This is a genomic window from Aquirufa sp. 5-AUSEE-100C1 (assembly GCF_054558655.1).
Window position 1 is genome coordinate 150,764 of record NZ_JBPXKO010000002.1, and the last position, 19,397, is coordinate 170,160.

General features: G+C 37.5%; 15 protein-coding genes. 5 read left to right on the forward strand and 10 right to left on the reverse strand.

Features of this window, described 5'->3' with window-relative positions:
* Positions 1 to 129: 129 nt before the first annotated feature.
* From ACMH5P_RS04520 to ACMH5P_RS04540, 5 genes are all read right to left on the reverse strand, one after another.
* Entirely contained in the window at positions 130 to 1,614 is a 1,485-nt protein-coding gene (locus tag ACMH5P_RS04520; protein WP_459493129.1) for a DNA primase family protein, read from the reverse strand.
* A gap of 58 nt (positions 1,615 to 1,672) precedes the next feature.
* Positions 1,673 to 1,993, reverse strand: coding sequence for a helix-turn-helix domain-containing protein (locus ACMH5P_RS04525; protein WP_459493131.1), 321 nt, complete (start codon positions 1,991 to 1,993; stop codon positions 1,673 to 1,675).
* Positions 1,986 to 2,195: a helix-turn-helix domain-containing protein gene (locus ACMH5P_RS04530; protein WP_459493132.1), complete on the reverse strand. Its 210-nt coding sequence runs from the start codon at positions 2,193 to 2,195 to the stop codon at positions 1,986 to 1,988. Before ACMH5P_RS04530 ends, ACMH5P_RS04525 begins: the two co-directional genes overlap by 8 nt.
* A 202-nt stretch (positions 2,196 to 2,397) precedes the next feature.
* Positions 2,398 to 3,300: a hypothetical protein gene (locus ACMH5P_RS04535; RefSeq protein WP_459493133.1), complete on the reverse strand. Its 903-nt coding sequence runs from the start codon at positions 3,298 to 3,300 to the stop codon at positions 2,398 to 2,400.
* A 4-nt stretch (positions 3,301 to 3,304) separates the two neighbouring features.
* Positions 3,305 to 4,498 carry a phage integrase SAM-like domain-containing protein gene (locus ACMH5P_RS04540; protein WP_459493134.1) on the reverse strand — a complete coding sequence of 398 codons (1,194 nt, stop codon included), beginning with the start codon at positions 4,496 to 4,498 and terminating at the stop codon, positions 3,305 to 3,307.
* 371 nt (positions 4,499 to 4,869) lie between these two features.
* Between ACMH5P_RS04540 and ACMH5P_RS04545 the strand changes: the two genes are divergently transcribed.
* On the forward strand, positions 4,870 to 7,377 hold the full coding sequence (locus ACMH5P_RS04545; RefSeq protein WP_459493135.1) for an AAA family ATPase: 2,508 nt from the start codon (positions 4,870 to 4,872) through the stop codon (positions 7,375 to 7,377).
* Positions 7,378 to 7,387: 10 nt separating this feature from the next.
* On the opposite strand, the gene ACMH5P_RS04550 is transcribed toward ACMH5P_RS04545, so the two are convergent.
* Complete coding sequence (locus ACMH5P_RS04550) at positions 7,388 to 8,050, reverse strand: potassium channel family protein (RefSeq protein ID WP_459493137.1); 663 nt, start codon at positions 8,048 to 8,050, stop codon at positions 7,388 to 7,390.
* A 563-nt stretch (positions 8,051 to 8,613) separates the two neighbouring features.
* Between ACMH5P_RS04550 and ACMH5P_RS04555 the strand changes: the two genes are divergently transcribed.
* Both ACMH5P_RS04555 and ACMH5P_RS04560 read left to right on the forward strand, forming a co-directional pair.
* Entirely contained in the window at positions 8,614 to 8,988 is a 375-nt protein-coding gene (locus ACMH5P_RS04555; protein WP_459493138.1) for a hypothetical protein, read from the forward strand.
* An 81-nt stretch (positions 8,989 to 9,069) separates the two neighbouring features.
* Entirely contained in the window at positions 9,070 to 10,395 is a 1,326-nt protein-coding gene (locus tag ACMH5P_RS04560) for a Gfo/Idh/MocA family protein (protein ID WP_459493139.1), read from the forward strand.
* Positions 10,396 to 10,505: 110 nt separating this feature from the next.
* Here ACMH5P_RS04560 and ACMH5P_RS04565 read toward each other — a convergent pair whose 3' ends face one another.
* The 4 genes from ACMH5P_RS04565 to ACMH5P_RS04580 form a co-directional block, all read right to left on the reverse strand.
* The gene (locus ACMH5P_RS04565) at positions 10,506 to 11,702 is read right to left on the reverse strand and encodes an esterase (RefSeq protein WP_459493140.1); all 1,197 of its coding nucleotides are present in this window, start codon (positions 11,700 to 11,702) and stop codon (positions 10,506 to 10,508) included.
* A 127-nt stretch (positions 11,703 to 11,829) separates the two neighbouring features.
* Positions 11,830 to 12,429, reverse strand: a complete 600-nt coding sequence (locus ACMH5P_RS04570; protein ID WP_459493141.1) for an SOUL family heme-binding protein — start codon at positions 12,427 to 12,429, stop codon at positions 11,830 to 11,832.
* 69 nt (positions 12,430 to 12,498) lie between these two features.
* Entirely contained in the window at positions 12,499 to 13,401 is a 903-nt protein-coding gene (locus ACMH5P_RS04575; protein WP_459493142.1) for a histone deacetylase family protein, read from the reverse strand.
* A gap of 9 nt (positions 13,402 to 13,410) precedes the next feature.
* The gene (locus ACMH5P_RS04580) at positions 13,411 to 15,042 is read right to left on the reverse strand and encodes an amidase (RefSeq protein WP_459493143.1); all 1,632 of its coding nucleotides are present in this window, start codon (positions 15,040 to 15,042) and stop codon (positions 13,411 to 13,413) included.
* Between the two features lie 421 nt (positions 15,043 to 15,463).
* Here ACMH5P_RS04580 and ACMH5P_RS04585 point away from each other — a divergent pair, with 421 nt between their 5' ends.
* Both ACMH5P_RS04585 and ACMH5P_RS04590 read left to right on the forward strand, forming a co-directional pair.
* Complete coding sequence (locus ACMH5P_RS04585) at positions 15,464 to 17,308, forward strand: DUF1800 family protein (protein ID WP_459493144.1); 1,845 nt, start codon at positions 15,464 to 15,466, stop codon at positions 17,306 to 17,308.
* Complete coding sequence (locus ACMH5P_RS04590; protein WP_459493145.1) at positions 17,309 to 19,396, forward strand: DUF1501 domain-containing protein; 2,088 nt, start codon at positions 17,309 to 17,311, stop codon at positions 19,394 to 19,396.
* Position 19,397 lies beyond the last annotated feature (1 nt).

Sequence of the window (19,397 nt, forward strand, 5' to 3'; positions counted from 1 at the left end):
AATCACTTTATTGTCCTCCAACGGTGAAAACTAAGCATTGAGGGGTAACCTCAACATAAAGACCCTTAAAGTGGATCAAAAAAGATTTCAAAAAATGGTACATTACCTACATTACCTACACTATCCTAATTAGAGTTGCCAAATCTCGTCATCTTCGTTTTGGTCATTAAAGGGTGTAGATAATGTATCAGATGCATCATCATTCAAAAAGTTTTCAAAAAACAACAAGTTACCATGTTTATTCCTTTCAACTGCAAAACCTAATTTTCTTAATCGATCCGAATACCGATTAATTGCGCATGGCTTAAAACCACTATCGGCACAGTACGTCTTATAATATTCATACGATTTCTTAAGTGTTATTGATTTATTATAACCAGGATGATAATTTATTTCTGTAATCATCATTGCAACAGAGTCTGATTGTCTTTTATAATCTTCCAAAGCCCTCTGACTTTTTGGAGAATCAGAAAAAGCTTTTTGAGCTAATAATCGTTTCATGCCTTCTATTATCCAATTAAATACACCTGGCAATTCAGAATTAATGATTTTTTGTGCCATTTCAGGATCTCTCTCCGCTTCTGGTATCGTCTGATCAAAGCTTAGTATAATAAATCTTCTAAAAAACGCAGGATTATTTTCAACTTCCTTAGGCAACTCATTAGTATTAAAAATCAACTTCGCATAATTTTCTATAATAAATGGATTCCCATATGGAAGTCTTGCCTCTACAGGCTCCCCTGAGGATAACTGTTTAAAAATAGTACTATCCATTTTCACACCAATTTCAGAGGCGTAATTCAGCAACTTATTTTGAATTTGAGCCCGTTGATACCCTGATTCATTAGTAAGAGTTTGAAGAGAAAAGGTTGAAATATTTTCGTTTTGTAATAATGCATATAACACTTCAAAAAAAGTGGATTTACCATTTGCACCATTTCCATATAATATCAGAGCTTTTTCAAGCTTCAAAGTACTATTACGGATAAAAATATAGCCACAGTATTCAGACAGAATCATTTGCTCCTTCTCATCAACTAGTACTCGATTCACAAACTGCTTAAATAATTTGGTAGTAGCAGAAGGGTCGTAGTCAAAGGCTAACTGATAAAAAAAGTAATCCTCGGCTACAAACTCTCTGAAATACAATTCCCCATTTTGCATAATCTCTAAAGTGCCATTTTTGAAATTGATCTTTATATTTTCTCCAAAGACCGCTCTTTGTGGTGTATATCCAGCGCTCTGAAACTGTTTATATAAATCATCTACAAATGTGTGATATCTACTTTTTAAATCAGCAAATCCCATTAGAGAGACTGCTTTCCCGAGAAATTGCTTTACTTCTGGGGGCTCGACTATTTTCCAATACGCTCCATTATAGACAGAGACTTGACTGTTCTGAACTAAAATTCCCCATTTGTGCTGCTTCGACAAATCAATCAATGCATCAATAGCTATAACTACAATATCCTGTTTGGCAATCTTATCTCCCGTAGCTACACCCGCTTTTAATGCAAAGTCGATTGGTTTAATTTGCCCTAATAAGGACTCTAATACTTGTTCGTGATTAATCACTAAATCATTTACTTGATCGTGATTTTCTGTTTGAGCCAAACTCCTAGAGTTTAACTTCAGATCTTTGTTCTTTTCCATTTCTGATTTAGAGAGGTAATCAGATATTACCCCTCTTTTTAGTTAACACTGGAAAAATATTAGAATTCATTTTAGGTAAAACATAGTTCTCTATGTACTCATTAATATAGGAAAAATGAATCATCCAAAATTTATTTATCTTATACCCTTTTAGTTTTTTTTGCTTCAACAATTGATATATCTGACTTCGAGATAAACCCAGTAATGCAGAAGCATCCTTGGGATTAATTAAATAATCCGGGTTATCTAGTGTTAATAAGTCAATTGCAGACTCAATAGTTAAAGCCTTTACTACGAGATAATCATAGTATTTTACTATCGATTGATAATTATTATTCATGATTCTTGGTTTTAAAATTGTGTAACATAGATTTTACATCATCAGAGGTGTAATAAAATTTCTTGCCCACGGCAGAAAAATTTAGCACTCCGATATCTCTCCATTTCTGTAATGTCCTAATGGACACTTTCAGGTATACTGAGAGTTCACTTGTTGTAAAAATTCGACCCATTTCATTTGGGCCGCTTACTTGTTTGTTCATGTTTATATTAATTAAAATGAAATAAAGCGATCATTTTGATCAACTTACCACCAAGAAATCGGTGTGCAAAACGGTTTACACTATGCACACTATAATGCAAGCCGTTTCGATTCCTTCGTTGACATCACAAAGAAAAATGAACAAAAAAAAAGAGTGTGCGTAGATTTTAACGCACACTCTTTCAAACAAATTACAAGTAATTCTATTCGCCCTTTGATTCTAAAATCTTATCAAATGAGGCAAACAAATCATCCTTTATTTTATTTAAAGCACTAATTCTATGTGTTTTATTAGACTGCTTATTGAATCGATCCTTAAATTTGTGATAATCGATATCTGTATAATTACCTAGATTGTCTTTAATCTTAAAATACTTAACCGCAAACCCTTTTAATTCTTCTTCTGACTCAAAGAAATTTGCATTTGACATTAAATAAAGTAACGCTGTGATTTGCTCAAGATTCAAATCAAAACGAAGTCCTTCTTCACTTTTATTAAATGCAATGGATTCCACTTTGTCGATAGTAAGCTCAGACAAAACGTTATTAAATGTGTCAAAATAAGGCGTCTTATAATCGGCAATATCGATCTCAAACTTATGGTCATCTAGTTTTGATGCTAGCAGATCGCTTGCACTACTCAAGAATTTAATAACAGATTCTTTGTCTATATTTTTTTCAAAGTATTGATATACCTCAATAGCTAGCTTTTTAGCCAAGGTAGTTATATCATCTATTTTTTTTATATCTAGGAAAACAAGAAGCCTTGGATCTATCGTTGAATCATCTGGATGAAATTCAACATTACCATCCTGATTAAAACGTTTATAAACCTTTTCATAGTAATCTTTACTATTAATTACAAAATCAAGTAAAGTAATATCAATATCAACATCAGGTACTTCCAACTTTTTGATAGAACTTATCTGAAAATCACCTGTTTCCTTATCAAATGAAGCGTCAATTTTATCTCTGTAGACTTTATCATTATTAAACAGAAAATCTTCTTCTCGAAAAGGCGAATTCATAAATTCTTCCTTTTTCTCACAATACCATCTAATATTCAGTTTATTTAAAGCGTTCTCAATAATTCTACCTGTGCTCATAATTCTAGTTTAATAAATTCATAGCCTCATCCAAATCCTTATTAACAATCTTAGCATATCCCATAGTAACCTGCAAATTAGAATGTCCCATAATCTTTGAAACATGAGTCACTGGCATCTTCTTTGCTAAAGCCCTTGTAGCAAAAGTATGTCTACTTGAATGGAATGTAACAGTTTTGGTAATTTTAGCACTTTTAGCCAAAGATTTCAAACTTTTATTAGCGTAAGCTGTTGCTGAAGTAACCTTCTTAAGTAAAATCTGCGGATCACTATGGTCATCATCATTTTTAAGTACGGGAAAAATGTATCCCACAGGTTTCCCACTTGGTTTATACTTTGCAATAATTTCCCTTGCCCTGTTTGGCAAATTAATCGATAAGTGATTCTTTGTCTTTTGAATAAAAATATGAATGTGGGTTCCATCAAAATTCTCCCAACGAAGCTTCAATAGATCAGAGATTCTAATCCCCCCTGCATAACAAGCAAATACAAACATATCCTGATGTACTTTGACTGTCGGACTGGAAACACTAACTGCTTCAAAAGCCGTTAATTCATCTTCAGTTAAGAAAATCTTTTCTACTGATTCCTTCTTGATTTTAAATTTTTGAAATGGATCATGTTGGATTTCTATCACGTCTTCACGGACTGCATCATTAAACAACTTCCTAAAGACCTTCAAATTAGCATGTATTGTATTTTGCTTATTCCCCAATCCTTTTAGGTAGGCATCGTACTTTTTAAGTAATTCTAGATCAAATTCAGCAAACGACAAATCTGTTACCTTAATGAATTCCTTAAATTTCCTAAGCAATGATTTGACCTTTCTTAAAGTACCGACCTTTTTCTCCTGCTCCAGCAATTGGACATATTCTTCAAAATAATCAATAAAAGAAGGAGATACTTTTTTAGCCAAAGCTTTCTTAACAGAACGCCTATTTGCACTGGGATCATCTTCAAACTCAATTATTTTTGCCTGAATTTCTGATTTGCGCTTTATGATCATGTGATTGATCCGCGCTGAATTGGGGAATTTACTTTTAACCTGTTCCTTACTCGCATCCCATAAATGCTCTGGTACTTCTATTCCTAGAGAAGTCCATTCGGTTTTACCATTATGAACTCTAACATATAATGGAAAATTACCTGTCTCCTTATTACCCTTATTCTTCTTAAGTAATACTTTTATTGTAGCCATATTGATGCTGATATATTCTGCAAGGTACAAGTTTAGGTACAAGTTTTTATACTTTTACTTACTTTTATCTACCTTTAATTGCTCATTAAAAACACTAATTAAAGCAAACGAGTACGCATTTTAAAGAAAACGTAGGCAAGGGAATGAAATCGAAATGATCCTAGTGGGACCACAGAAACCACCTCAAACGAGGTGGTTTTTTTTATTTTACGGCTGGGGTAGCAAAGTGGGTATAACGAGAGGGGGAAATTAGATCAAAGCAAACTTTGATTAATTTTAAACAGGCTTCTATTTTGGGTCACTTACATTTGCAATTATTGCTTTAAAAGCATAGCTTAAGTCTTAATTCAGGAAATTCCCAATCATATAAGATGACTTTAAGCAATTCAATCAAAGAGATTATAGCAAAAAAAAATAAGTTTAAATGGGCAATTCCCGCTTGGGCTATATTGATAATAGGAACCTTTGTATTCATCTTCAACTATGAAAACAAAGTCATCAAAACAGAAAAGTCTTACAAAACAGTTGTTAACATAAACAACTTTGATGCAAGTCTATACAAAACTAAAGCAACCACTAAACGAAAACTTAAAAAATCAGACCTATTAAGCAAGTTAGATTACGGCCAAAAATTTGATCTGATTGACTCTGTAGATTCGAAATGGTATAAAATATCAGCTTTCGGTGAACTAGGTGTTGTAAAAAAGAGTGATTGCTTTCTAGAGAAATCACTTTTGAAAGAAGTTGTGATTAAAAGATATTCTCTTGACTCGGAAAACTACAAAACGGCTTTTGCTAGCTTAATTGGAATACTCCTTTTATCGTATTTTATTCTTAAGTTCTACATAACAAAATTGCGTACTGTTATTCTTGAATATGACGAAGAATCCACCAGCGCATTTAATTCGATATCTGAACAATTCAAACAAATAATCCATAACAACTACTTATGGGTAATTGCATCAGAGGAGAAAAATCATAATCTCAAAAAGAGCTCAGGAGCATCAAACTCCATAAATAGGGTAGAAATTAAACCCTCGTTTGATTCTTTACCTTATCAAAATATCAAGTGCAATGTTTCAATCCCCAACTTAACAATCAATAATATTGGATACTTCTTCTTTCCTGAAATATTAATGATTGTTAAAACGAAAGATTATGAACTAGTTGAATACAAAAACTTGCTATTAGAATGCAATCAATCTCGCTTCATTGAAACTGAAAAAGACACCTCAAATCTTACAATTGAAAGCTACACCTACCAATATGTAAATAAAGATGGGACTGCTGATCAAAGACATTCCTATAATCCAGCATTACCCATTTGTTTGTATTCTAAATATGAATTGATTCATGGCAATAACTCACTTTTCAAGTTAATGTCTTCAAATTCAACCATTGTAAACCTTAAAAACACTTCAAAAAACAGTGCCCTAGAATTAACAAACAAAGATGAGTATTGGAGTCTAATTGGAGACCTTAAAAAACAAATTACTAAACTCTACAACCTATTACTAGATAGTTCAGAAGTAAATGAATTCCTAAAAAAACACTCTAAAGAAGGTGAAATGCAGGAATACAAAGAGACTCTTCAATTTTGTATGTTGTTTGATATTTCAAAGCTATATAATCTGCTCTATGAAGAGTTTGGAGATAACAAAATCCAAAAGGCAGTTTTGGTTTCAATCTCAGCTGAATTACTTGGAGAGGATGCAAGTTTTATAAATGATCAAAGTTTTGAACAACTTATTGACAACTCAGATAATAGCAAACTCAACAAAGTCTATTCAACATGTTTGGGTTTTGGTAAAAATAATAACCCAATCAGCGTTAGTATCAACAATAAAAAAGAAGAAGAAGTTTTCTCGTTACCATCAATTTTAAGACTATCAAACTTTAATCAAAGTGACGAGTATAGCTCATTTTTATACCGATTAGCATCATTGTTAACCAAATCAGATAATGTTGTTACTCCAGAAGAGGAAAAGGCATTAAATGGCATTTTCAAGATGCTAAATCCCAAAAATTCACAGAAGACACGTAAGAAAAAAATGGAAAAGAATATGGATAAGCCCACATTGGAATCGGCTATTAAGGAGCTAAACGACATGGTTGGCTTGAATGGAGTTAAACAAGAGGTAAACTCTCTCGTGAACTTTGTGAAAATCCAAAAAGAAAGAGAAAAGCATGGTTTAAAGCAAAATGATATTTCTTACCATTGCGTTTTCACAGGATCACCAGGTACTGGAAAAACAACAGTAGCTCGCGTTTTGGCGAATATATTTAGGTCATTGGATGTAATCGACACTGGCCAATTAGTAGAAACGGATAGAGCTGGGATGATAGCTGAATATGTTGGACAAACAGCCGTTAAAGTAGATAAACTTGTAGATGAATCTATGGGGGGAGTGTTGTTTATTGATGAGGCTTATTCCTTGTCTACAGGTAGTTCAGAAGATTTTGGTAAGGAAGCTATTGCTACGTTATTGAAAAGAATGGAAGACAATAGAGATAACCTGATCGTTATCGTTGCAGGGTATTCAGATAAAATGAAAGACTTTATTGACATGAATCCTGGATTAAAATCTAGATTCAATAGATATATCCATTTTGAAGATTTTGCACCTGAAGACATGATGAGTATCTTTAAGAAAATGTGCCAGGGATCTGATTATGCAATTAGTAGCGAGGCTGAACAATATTTAATATCAGAATTCGAATCAGCATACAACTCAAGAGATGAGAGTTTTGGAAATGGTAGATTTGTCAGAAACATATTTGAAAAATCAATCGAGAATCTATCCAACAGGATTGCAAAAAGTGATAAGATTACAAAGGAATTATTAACTACAATCGAGAAGGAGGATATTAACTTCTAATTGAAGATCTCTATTTTTCGTTTTTAGCAAGCAAAATAGAAGCAATATAACCGGCGAAAGTACCACAAAGACCAACACCCGTAGTCATAAGTATTGCGGCAATAAATCTTCCCTCCGTAGTTACTGGATATTTATCTCCATAGCCGACAGTAGTCAACGTAGTATATGACCACCACAAGGCATCTTCAGCTGTTTTAATATTGCTATTAGGTGCTGTTTCCACTTGAAGTATGGTTACAGATGAAAACAGAACCATCAAAAAGGCTATAACACCAACAGTTGACAACAAACCTTTTGATTTATCCTTATAGACATGTTCAACGATATGCTTTATTGATTTAAAAGCTCTTAATATTCTAAGAAGTCTTAATAGTCTTAAAACTCTCCCTACTCTCAAAAAATCGATAAAGGGTATACTAGAAATTAAATCAATCCAACCCCACTTTAAAAACTGTAATTTACTTGGTGCTTTATAAAATCTGTAAAAGAATTCGATTAAAAAGACGATACAGATAAAGTTATCAATTTGAGCTAAAATCTTTTGAATTTCAGGAGTGACACTAAAAAACGTAGTTATAACCAGAGAAATTAGCACGTAAAATGATAAAATCAGGATTACAAAACTAAGCCCCCCAAAGACTACTTCATCATTTTTCTCTTCTTCTGTTACCATCTTAGCTTTCTTAAATACTTACCTTTTGTGTGATAATAAATCCTACTACGCATGCGGCTTTTGTAAGCATTGGGTCTAAAATTATATGAACTTCTATAATGTCCACTAACAAATTTACCTTTTCTAGTTATGTATGGACTTACAAAACTGGACTTCCTTTGAGCATTAATTTCATATGAAAATAGTATTGAAAGAGTAAAAATCAATGCAATTATATACTTAGCGAAAAACTTCATTTGCATATTTGACTAAGTTTGGTTCAATTACGAGCAACATAATAAGTTAAAGTTATCAAAACTTTAATGTAATTAATATCATTTTAAATAGAAGTCTATTCTTAATAGTAGAGGAAAATAGAAATCTAAAAATCATATTTATTTTACACCAGGTATTCCAAAGTGGGTAGCAGAAGAGGGGATTTCGAACATTTTTAGACTTTGCTTAATTTTAAACAATCGTTAATATTCTGCATTTAATTAGCTTAAAATTTCCATTTTCACACATAATGTTAATAGTACCATAAATAGAATTTTGTTATTTTAGTTACTAAAATGACTAATTCTATGACTGAAAATGATTTCTATTTGAAGTGGGAAGAATACTTGAAAGCATTTACTGACGCTGATTATGAAAAATTGGGCACACAATTTCACTTCCCTGTCACCTTACTTTTTGAGCAACCTATCATTCTTGAAAATAAAGCTTCATTTCTTGAAGCTATGAAATTCATAAGGGAGCATAAATTACAAGATGGATATGCCTATTCGAAGACGGATACTATCCATTGGGTCCAACTTTCCGATTCAGAGGGATACATCGATGCGAAATACTCCCGATACAATCACAAAAACGAAATCATCTTCCAAGGGCGAGGCTTGTATTTTTTTAAAAAATCAAACTCGAATTGGAAAATTCAAGTCAACATGCCCATCGGTTGAGCCATGGTAAGTTCCTCTAAATGAAAGACTTCCTGATTTAAGAAAAAATCCATTACATTTATCTATCCTAAATCTCAACCAATGAAAAATAAATCTAATCAAGCACTCCCCCGGCGTGCCTTTGTCGCCCAAGCCAGCCTAGTACTCGGTTCCTTTTTCATCGTTCCCCGCCATGTCTTAGGTGGAAAAAAATCGGATGGAAGCGCCTATTTAGCACCGAGCGACATCATTAACTTCGGTTTTATCGGCACCGGAAAACAAGCTAAAGGTTTAGGTAACAATTTTTTAAATACGGGTCAAGTTCGAATTCAGGCGATTTCAGAAGTATATCAAGCGAAAGCCAACGCCTTCTTAGATCGAGTGAAAGATACTTACACCAAAACCCCTAGCTTGGGAAAATACGAAGACATCCCTGTATATCAGGACTTTCGGGAATTACTAGCCCTGAAACAAATTGATGCGGTTGTTATCGCAAGTCCCGACCACTGGCATGCCGCCATGGCGGTTCGCGCTGCCGCTGCCGGAAAAGATATCTATTGCGAAAAACCTCTGTCATTGACCGTCAAAGAAGGTCGAGCCATGGTCAATGCCACACGAAAATACAATCGTGTATTCCAAACTGGCTCCATGCAACGCTCATGGCCAGAGTTTCGACAAACTGCCGAGTTGATCCGAAACGGATACATCGGAGAAATAAAAAACATCAAAGTGAACGTTGGCCCGCCCCCAATCGCTTACGACCTAAACGCCGAAGAGATTCCCTCGGGTTTGGATTTCAACAAATGGCTTGGACCCAATGCCCCTGTGGTTTTCAATTCCGAATTAGCCCCACCGATCTCCAAAGACGTATTTCCGAATTGGCGTAAATACAAGGAATTTGGAGGTGGTGGAATGACCGACTGGGGAGCACATATGTTTGATATCGTCCAGTGGTCACTCGACATGGATGCTAGCGGCCCTATCCGCGTAGATGCACCCAAAACAAACGGAAACGAATTCCTCACCTACACCTACGCGAATGGCATCACTATGACCCATCAAAACTGGGAATGGAACAATGCCATCGAGTTTATTGGAACCGAAGGAACCCTCCGGGTCCAACGGCGAAAACTCGAAACCTCCAAACCCGAGCTAAAAGACCGGGTAATTGGGCCCAACGAAAAACATGTCTACAAGAGCGAAAATCATTACGAGGATTTCATCAAATCCATTCGTAATCGATCAAAACCTATTTGTGACGTGGAAATCGGGCATCGAACCGCATCCATTTGCAACATCGGTAACATCGCCTATGCCACCCAAAAATCCTTGGAGTGGAATCCAAAAAAAGAACAATTCACCGACAAACAAGCGAATGAACTCTTGGGACGCTCCATGAACGCCGAATGGGGAATTAAGTTGGGTTAATTCGAATTGAAATCATCATACCACCTCAAACGAGGTGGTATTTTTATGACCACCTACAAAAAAAGCCCGAATCCCAAAGAATTCGAGCTTTCCTGCAGGTAGAAATCAATTTACTTAAATATCATTCCAGCAAATTCCGTCAAATAAATGCGCCAGTTTGTCCACGTATGACCGCCCCCACTTTCGCGATACTTATAAGGGAATGTATGCTTATCCAATTCCTTTCTCATCGTAACCACGCTTTCATATAAGAAATCATCTTTACCACAAGCAATCCAATACAAGGCCGGATTGGATTTTTTTAGTGCCTCGATTTGCTCATCCCTTTTCGAGAGATCCACCTTAATTCCAAAACGACTCATATCCGCAAATCCCATACTCATCACTCCTATGTAATTAAACAGATTCGGATGCTCAAAGCTCGTATTCATCGTTTGTAATCCGCCCATACTGAGTCCTGTCAATGCACGATTTTCTTTATTCTTTTTAATTCGAAAATGACCTTCAATATAAGGTATAACATCTGCCACCAAACTCTTTTCAAACAACATACTTCCCATGCCCCCTACCGGCAGATTCGATGCAGGAATCGCTGGCGTGGCAACAATTGCCGCCGCTTGTCCCGGATTTCCGTTTGTCATTACCACAATCATCGGTTTTGCTCTTCCGGCATTGATTAAATTATCCAAAATGTTGGGAGCTACACCTAATGTCGGCCAAGCTTCCTCATCTCCTCCTCCACCGTGCAACAAATACAAAACGGGATATGCCTCTTTGGAATCCTCGTATCCCGGTGGCGTATAAACCATCATACGACGTGTCAAACTCAAGGTTTTTGAATCATACCAAATTTGGTGAACACTTCCTTTAGGCCCTGTTTTTGCCCAATATAAATCTGATTCAGCTCCGCCAACATACAACAAGCTCTCCGTACGGAAAGTCCCATCACGCGCTACTTTTAAATTTGCAGGGTCTAAGGTTGTCACCCCATCCACGATAAATGTGTATCCATACAACTCCGGTGCTAAAGCTTTTACTTGTGCCGACCAAACCCCTTTTTCATCTTTCACTAAATCAACAAGTTGGCGAGATGCACCTTGCCCATTCGCATTCGGTACCATCGGCATCCAATTACCTGATAATTTGACTGATGTCGCTGATGGCGCTTTCAAGCGAAAAGTTACGTCATTTGTTGAACTGATTTCTGGTGAGACAAGCTTATCGACTTGTCCTACTTCCTGTGCAATTGAATCCAGAGAAATCATCACACACAAAGCGGCCATTGCTTTAATAAAGTGTTTTTTCATAGCTAATTTTAGGTTAATCGAGGTAATTTACGAATTTGTGTAAAGAAATTGGCTTATCTCAATACCCCATTTCATCGAATTGAGACGAATAACGCGTTTTAAGCGATTTGATAGTTAAGTGTGTGTCTTAACCTTCTTTCCACAACACCGGAATCACCACCTCATTTCTCCTCCCCCAAAATTGATACGGTGCATTATAGCCCAAAAAGGAATATTCTCCAGCAATCTGAATCCCCTTCGCTTGGATCAATTTCAAAAGTAAATCACGATGCTCTCGGATCTTTTCATCGCTCGCATAGCCATTAAATGATATAACGGCCACATATTGCGGAGCCGATTTCTGAATCTGAATTTTTGAATCTTTCGGCTTGGGTAAATTATTCTCAGAAAAACGTTCGGGCATCACAAAACTCATGCTTGACCCCTTGCTACCCATTTCCATCCGTACCGGAGCTGTCATCGGAATACTCTGAGCTTGATCATTCCCGCCAAAAATATATCCTGCTAATCTTCGAAATCCACTGCTTGCCAAAGCCTTGTATTCCGTCTCGGCACTGTAAATCGTGGCAAAGGTGGCCGATGGATAATATCTAATTTCCATTTGGCCATCCTTTAGGACGGTTCGGTATTTTTGATTCTCGGTTTTCAAGCTATTACTCATCAACTTGAATGATTGAATTAATAGAATGACAATACTTATCCCCACAACTACATAAATCACTTTCATATATTTTCATTTTATTAATCAACCACGATACATCCTGTAATGTTTTGAAAATAAGCAGGTTATGCGAAACTAATCGTACAAATCCAATGCTAAGCGAAACGTATTGCCATGTGCCTCCACGATATCCTTAATATCTGGGGAATATCCCCCGCCTAAGGCAATCGCCACTGGAATCCGGTTTTTGTGCAACAAATCCAACACGACCTTGTCCCTTTGCTTACACTCCTCCAAACTTAACTTGAACTTCCCTAATTTATCCGTCGCCAATACATCAACCCCAGCCAAATAAAAAACAAAATCCGGCTCCACCTGATCCATTAATTCAGGCAAGACCGAGCTTAACATCGCCAAATATTCCTTGCCCGATGTCCCATCCTCCAAGCCAATATCCAAATTGGATTGCTCCTTTCGAAACGGATAATTATTTTTTCCATGCACACTGAAGGTGAATACCTCAGGAACATTTTCCATTATTTTGGCCGTCCCATTACCTTGATGCACGTCTAAATCGATGATTAAAACCTTATGCACCAACTTTCTTTGTAATAGACAATTGGCCGCCACCGCCATATCATTCAACAAACAAAAACCCTCCCCGCGGTCCGCAAAAGCATGATGTGTACCCCCCGCCACATTCATCGCACAGCCATTTTCCAAAGCGAACAGCGCACAATCAATCGTTCCCTGCGTAATCATCAGCTCGCGTTGAATCAATTCTGGGGATTGTGGAAAACCAATAACGCGTTGTTCCGACGGGCTTAATTGTTGATCAATTAACCTTTGGTAATAATCCGCCTCATGCGTCAACAAGATATCCTCAGCCGAACAAATCGAAGGAACAAACAAATGATCCGATTGAATACTCCCCTCATACAGCAATTGCTCGGGGATTAACTCATACTTCAACATCGGAAATCGATGACCCTCAGGCAGTGGGTGGGCGTATATGGGACTATGTGCAATTTTCAACATACTCAACAATTAAAATCCCTTCGGATGCAGCTCCTCATACCCCGTATGCTCCTGGTAAAAATTGGCGATTCGTAAAATCGTACCCTCATCATACAATCTACCCACAAATGAGATCCCGGTAGGCAAGTTGGTCTTCGCATCAAAACCCGTTGGCACGCAAACCACGGGATGGCCGGTGAGGTTGGTGATGGCCGACTGGTTTCCTCCTCCCCTCGAAGGGCAGATAATCGCATCGTATTGCGAAACGACTTCATTCACTTTCTGCATTAAAAGATAGCGGTGACGTTGCGCATTGATGTATTCTACGGCAGGCACAAAACGAGCGGTTCGGAATTGATTGGGCCAGTCGTTTTTGGTTTGACGAGTCAACAGGTCATCGATATTCTTACGCGTCATCTCATCAAACTGAGCGGCACATTCCGCCCCGATGACCACATCCATGATGTTGAATGGATAAGCCTTCTCATCCGGAAACTCGACCGGAATTAACTGAACCCCTTGCTTTCTCAAATCAGCCAAAACCTTCCATTCATTTCGAGTAGTATCTTTAATCTTATCATAATAATTCTTCGCATAGGCGATCTTCATGCCTTTTACCGGACGGCTAACCTGGTAATTAAAGGGCATATTAACAGCTGCCAAATCCTTGCCATCTGTTCCATGCAAATAATGAAATACAATGGCGGCATCATTGGCGGATCGACAAATGGGGCCCACCTTGTCGAGGCTGTAGCTGAGAGCCATGGCGCCGGACCGACTGATACTTCCAAAGGTCGGCCGTAAGCCTGTGGCTCCACAGGTCGTGGAAGGTGACACAATACTTCCCCAGGTTTCAGTCCCAATCGCAAAGGGCACCAAACCAGCGACCGTTGCCGAGGCGGAACCTGCAGACGAACCCGACGAGCCGTAATTCAAGTTCCATGGGTTTTTGGTCCGACCGCCGTACCAATAATCCCCCATGGCCAAAGCTCCTAAGGTAAATTTGGCCACGAAAACCGCACCTGCTTCTTTCAATTTGGTATAAACGTAAGCGTCCTCATCAATAACCTGATCCTGGTAGGGCGCCGCGCCCCAAGTCGTTTTGGTTCCCTTCACCGCAAACAAATCCTTTAAGCCATAAGGGATTCCATGCAATAAACCACGGTATTTCCCAGCCCTGATATCTTTGTCGGCCTGTCTCGCCTGCTCAAACGCCATCTCTTCCTGCACACTAATCACACATTGCAAGGTAGGGCCGTGTGTCTTGATTCGCTCGATAAAAAACTGGGTTAATTCAAGGGAAGAAATCTGCTTCGACTTAATCAAAAAAGCTAATTGATCAATGGAATAAAAGGCCAAATCGTTTTTGTTTTTAGGCATTGTCGCGCGAACAGTTGGCCATACTATGGGACCTTGCTTCTGGTCGAACTTCATGCCGGGCAATTTGGGATTTTGCCAAAGACTTAAGGGGACATTGTTATTCAACGAAAGCGCGTGCATCGCCTTGTAATTGGCTAAATTATCCACCACATCCGAATACAGGGTATCCAATTCCTGGGTCGTAAAGCTCAAGTCAAACAGGTTAGCAGCTCCCGTTAAATCTGATTTCGTCTGAGCAAAGATGGGGAAAGCAAAAAGGAGAAGAAGGGCGATTTTTTTCATATGAATACTAACTGCAAAAGAAAGGTTTTGTTGGCCCAAGTTTACCGATTATAAACAATCCAAAAAAATTTAGTTTTAAACCCCATCAAAAGCAGTCCAGCTTTAAATAACAAATCGCACAAGTGTCATTAAAAGTATCGAGTTAAAATTTTATAATTAATTGTACAAATAACGCATATAACGCATTAGAAATAGAAAATGCTTTGAGCTTTGATTAGCTTTCATTGAACAAAAAACAACAGATACAATTCTTCTCATTTCATTCGCGTGAAACTTGAAAAATAAAACTGACCTAAGTTTCAAAATATTACAATTTTATTTGAAGGAACTTAATACGGGTTCATTGATTGTGTTCAATAAGTTAATAAGCCTACGTATTAGGCAACCTAATTCGCATTTAAAGTTTAAAGGATACTCATTCATGGATTTAAATTCAACCATCCCGAAAAATACACAAAAAGGCACAAATGCCTATGAAGCATTTCTTAAAGATAATATTGACCTAAAACCTTTATTGGATTCTCGCAACAAAACGGCAGAAGTCAGAAAAACGATCAATCCATATACGGGTGAATTTGGCTACAAACAAAAAAGGCATCTGCTCAACCGGGTATTGGTAGGCTATGCAGATCGCCACATGAAGGATTTGGATGGTTTGAATTTAGACCAGGCCATTGATTTGATTTTCAAAAAACCTGAATTAGGCGAGCCGGTCAATAATTATTACCACGATTTCCCGCCTGAAGAATACAAGAAAAAATATCTAGTTGACGACGTCAAACCGGGTGCACCCTTTATCAGTAAAGCACTTTCACGCGATGAAAGACAAGGGTTTCCTCCTGAATTCGCTAGTACAGAAAGGCAAAGTGCTTACGACACTTGGACCTATGCGAATTTCTATTCGCAGCCAACCACCGTAGCCGGTAGATTATTTTTATTTTTACATACGCTAACTCCCTACAAAGAAGATAATGTGCGTCTCAAAGCACTTTATTACAGCCATAAGCTAACCTACGATGGCGCCTGGAGAAACTACAAGGACTATATCTATGATGTAACACTTTCCGATAATATGCTGTATTTCCTAAATTTAAAATTCAGCAAGAAGGAGGCTCCGGATGAAAATTTTGCCCGAGAAGTACAAGAACTATTCACTGTAGGAAAAAGACCCTTTTCAAAATTTACCGAATCTGATGTCAAAGCAGCCGCCCGACTCTTAGTGGGTTGGGACTCTTGGTACATTGAAAATTTAGCGGATGAGGGCTATGTGACCAAAAATAACTACAACGAAAATAATCACGACACGGGTGATAAGCAATTTTCAGCATTTTATGGCAATCGATTGATTAAAGGCCAAAAAGGACCTGATGGAGGAAAGATTGAATTGAAGGAGTTTTTTGACATGATTTTTGAGACGCCCGAGGTAGCAATTCACTTGTCGAGAAGATTAGTTCAGTTTTTTGTTTACCCGATTTTGAATGACTATGTGGAGGAAAATATCGTTAAGCCGCTAGCGGCAGTTTTAAGAAAAAGCAATTATACCTTGGCAGAGGCCCTTAAAGTGCTTTTAAAAAGTGACTATTTCTTTGCGGAAGAATTTTACAATTCCATGATCAAATCTCCCATGGAATATTCCATGGGCTTGTTTAAAGAATTTGATATGATAAAAGGGCACATGACCCGTTATGAAGAAAATAAAATCTACAACTCATATTTTGATGAGGATAGAAAACGCTTTGAATCCAAATTTTTAGATTCAACTTATCGGTCCTATAATATATTTAGAGAAGCAAAGTCTGGATATATTGGGAGACAAGGTTATTCCTTTGGAAGTCCTCCGAGCGTATCTGGCTGGCAGGCGTATTACCAAGAACCTGTCTACGATTTGGTATGGGTTAATTCAGATTCGATTAAAAGAAGAAAAGAGTTAGCTGAAACGATTGCACGAAATGGTTTTGGCTTTCAAAATCGAACCCAATTGCGATTTGATCTGAATGTATTGCTGAAGAAAACCAAAGATCCCACTGATATAAATTCATTCATACGTGACTTAGCGAAGTTGATCACGGGTATTGATTTAAATGAAAAGGCTTTTATTCGAATCAAAAAATCCATACTTGGGGATAATTTACCTGATTATTATTGGGCAGATGCGGTTAGAGCTTTCCAAAATAGCCCTAATTATGATAATTATAATACCTTATTTGGTCGGGTAGGACAAATATTATCGCAAATCTTTGATTTAAACGAAATACATGTTTTTTAGATGAAAAGAAGAGACTTTATCCATAATTTTTCGCATGCTGTTGCTGCAGGGGCTATACTTCCAAACTTCAATTATTTGGAAGCATCTAAAAAATATGCACTTTTAGAAAATACGGTCGATCCGGGTAAAATATTAATCGTGTTGAATTTTAACGGGGGAAATGACGGGCTTAATATGATTACGCCGATGGACCAATACGCAAACCTTGATAAGGTTCGGCCCCATGTGATCATTCCTGAAAAGAGATTAATCCAACTCGGGAAAAATGATTTAGCTTTTCATCCCGAATTCAAGGATATGAAAGTGCTTTTTGATGAAAAAAGACTTAAAATTATACAAAACGTTGGGTATACGACAGCCGATTTTTCTCATTTTAGATCCTCTGATATTTGGCAATCTGCGTCCGATTTTAACCAATTTGTAACCTCCGGTTGGTTAGGCAGATTAGCTGAACATGAGCACCCTGCATTCCCAGAATCTTATCCTAATAGTAAGTATCCTGACCCCTTAGCCATCGAATTGGGATATTCAAATTCGTTATTATTAACAGGGGTCAATTCCTTTCCTGGCTTTATTCCAGGAAGTCCCGAAAACATTAATAATATTGTCAACGAATTTGATAACGACTATCCGAATACCTATACCGGGGATAAATTAAATTACATTCAGATTATTGCCAAACAATCGAATTTGTACAGTTCGGTCGTAAGAGATGCTTACATCAAAGGAAATCACAACATTCAATTTCCCAATGGGGATTTGGGTGGCCAATTTTACAAGTTGAGCAGATTAATTCGGGGAGGCTTAAATACCCGGATTTACCATGCCACGATTGGTGGTTTTGACACGCATGACTACCAAGTATCTCAGGATGATCACACAAAAGGGCCACACGCCAATCTTTTAACAAATGTAAATGATAGCATCATTGCGTTAATGAAATGTTTGGATCAAACCGGTGATTCAGACCGCATCATGCTAGTGACGTACTCGGAATTTGGACGGCGAATTGCTTCACGAGGAAGCGGTGGTACAGATCACGGTACAGCCTTTCCGATGATGATTTTCGGCAATAACTTAAATGCCAATGTACTTGGCAAAAACCCAAAAATTGACCCTAAAATGACCTGGGAAGATAATTTGGATGCTGAATTCGATTTTAGACAGATTTATGCATCGGTCATTGAACAATGGTTAGGGGGGGATAATGCCACCTTAAAAGATGTGCTTACAAGGAACTTTAACCAGGTAGGGCTAACCAAAGAATATGCCGACGATGATATGGATGGCGTTTTGGACAAAGAAGACAAATGCCTAAACACCCCGCTCGGAGCCATGGTTGACACCAATGGATGTGAAGTATTTACGCTTTCGCCAGATGCAATATCAGTTACCGCTAGTTCGACTTCTTGTATTGGTCAAAAGAACGGTTCAATCTTAATTAGTACCACAAACAAGAATTTCTCTTACACCATTTTAATTGGGGATACAAATGCGGGCGTACTAAACAAGGCAAATAATTACTCCCAAAAAATTGAAAATCTCTCTGTTGGCTCCTACACTATTACCCTCCGAGTTGATGGTGTGCAAAACTATGAGCGTAAATATGAGGTAAAAATTGGGGAGCCTGCGGCATTAAATGCCATCACTTCTGTGGATTCATCCAAATCGATTCTCAACATTAAACTCAGTGGATCAGATACCTATTTCGTTAATCTAAACGGGGATCAAAAAGAATCGACCCAATCGAAAATAGAATTACCCCTAATCAAGGGATTAAATTCGTTACGAATTACCACCAATAAAGATTGCCAAGGTGCCTACAATGAGGAAATATTTTTATCTGAAGAGGTGAACGTTTCACCTAACCCGACACCCGGCCCTGTTAAAATTTACATCCCGGGTAACGATTCTGTTGTCGAGGTTAAAATCAACAATATGATGGGCTCCATGATCCTTCAAACCAATCAAACGATACCGTATACCCGAATGCTAGATTTAGACCTAAGCAATTTGAACACAGGCACTTATTTAATCAAACTAAGTGGAAATACGGTTAGAACGGTCTGTAAACTAGTCAAATATTAAA

What these genes read in the sequence shown, in the direction of transcription:
- ACMH5P_RS04585 (WP_459493144.1), top strand. Translation starts at nt 15,464, where the DNA reads ATGGATTTAAATTCAACCATCCCGAAAAATACACAAAAAGGCACAAAT.
- ACMH5P_RS04535 (WP_459493133.1), bottom strand. Translation starts at nt 3,300, where the DNA reads ATGAGCACAGGTAGAATTATTGAGAACGCTTTAAATAAACTGAATATT.
- ACMH5P_RS04565 (WP_459493140.1), bottom strand. Translation starts at nt 11,702, where the DNA reads ATGAAAAAACACTTTATTAAAGCAATGGCCGCTTTGTGTGTGATGATT.
- ACMH5P_RS04540 (WP_459493134.1), bottom strand. Translation starts at nt 4,498, where the DNA reads ATGGCTACAATAAAAGTATTACTTAAGAAGAATAAGGGTAATAAGGAG.
- ACMH5P_RS04590 (WP_459493145.1), top strand. Translation starts at nt 17,309, where the DNA reads ATGAAAAGAAGAGACTTTATCCATAATTTTTCGCATGCTGTTGCTGCA.
- ACMH5P_RS04555 (WP_459493138.1), top strand. Translation starts at nt 8,614, where the DNA reads ATGACTGAAAATGATTTCTATTTGAAGTGGGAAGAATACTTGAAAGCA.
- ACMH5P_RS04545 (WP_459493135.1), top strand. Translation starts at nt 4,870, where the DNA reads ATGACTTTAAGCAATTCAATCAAAGAGATTATAGCAAAAAAAAATAAG.
- ACMH5P_RS04525 (WP_459493131.1), bottom strand. Translation starts at nt 1,993, where the DNA reads ATGAATAATAATTATCAATCGATAGTAAAATACTATGATTATCTCGTA.
- ACMH5P_RS04530 (WP_459493132.1), bottom strand. Translation starts at nt 2,195, where the DNA reads ATGAACAAACAAGTAAGCGGCCCAAATGAAATGGGTCGAATTTTTACA.
- ACMH5P_RS04580 (WP_459493143.1), bottom strand. Translation starts at nt 15,042, where the DNA reads ATGAAAAAAATCGCCCTTCTTCTCCTTTTTGCTTTCCCCATCTTTGCT.
- ACMH5P_RS04560 (WP_459493139.1), top strand. Translation starts at nt 9,070, where the DNA reads ATGAAAAATAAATCTAATCAAGCACTCCCCCGGCGTGCCTTTGTCGCC.
- ACMH5P_RS04570 (WP_459493141.1), bottom strand. Translation starts at nt 12,429, where the DNA reads ATGAAAGTGATTTATGTAGTTGTGGGGATAAGTATTGTCATTCTATTA.
- ACMH5P_RS04550 (WP_459493137.1), bottom strand. Translation starts at nt 8,050, where the DNA reads ATGGTAACAGAAGAAGAGAAAAATGATGAAGTAGTCTTTGGGGGGCTT.
- ACMH5P_RS04575 (WP_459493142.1), bottom strand. Translation starts at nt 13,401, where the DNA reads ATGTTGAAAATTGCACATAGTCCCATATACGCCCACCCACTGCCTGAG.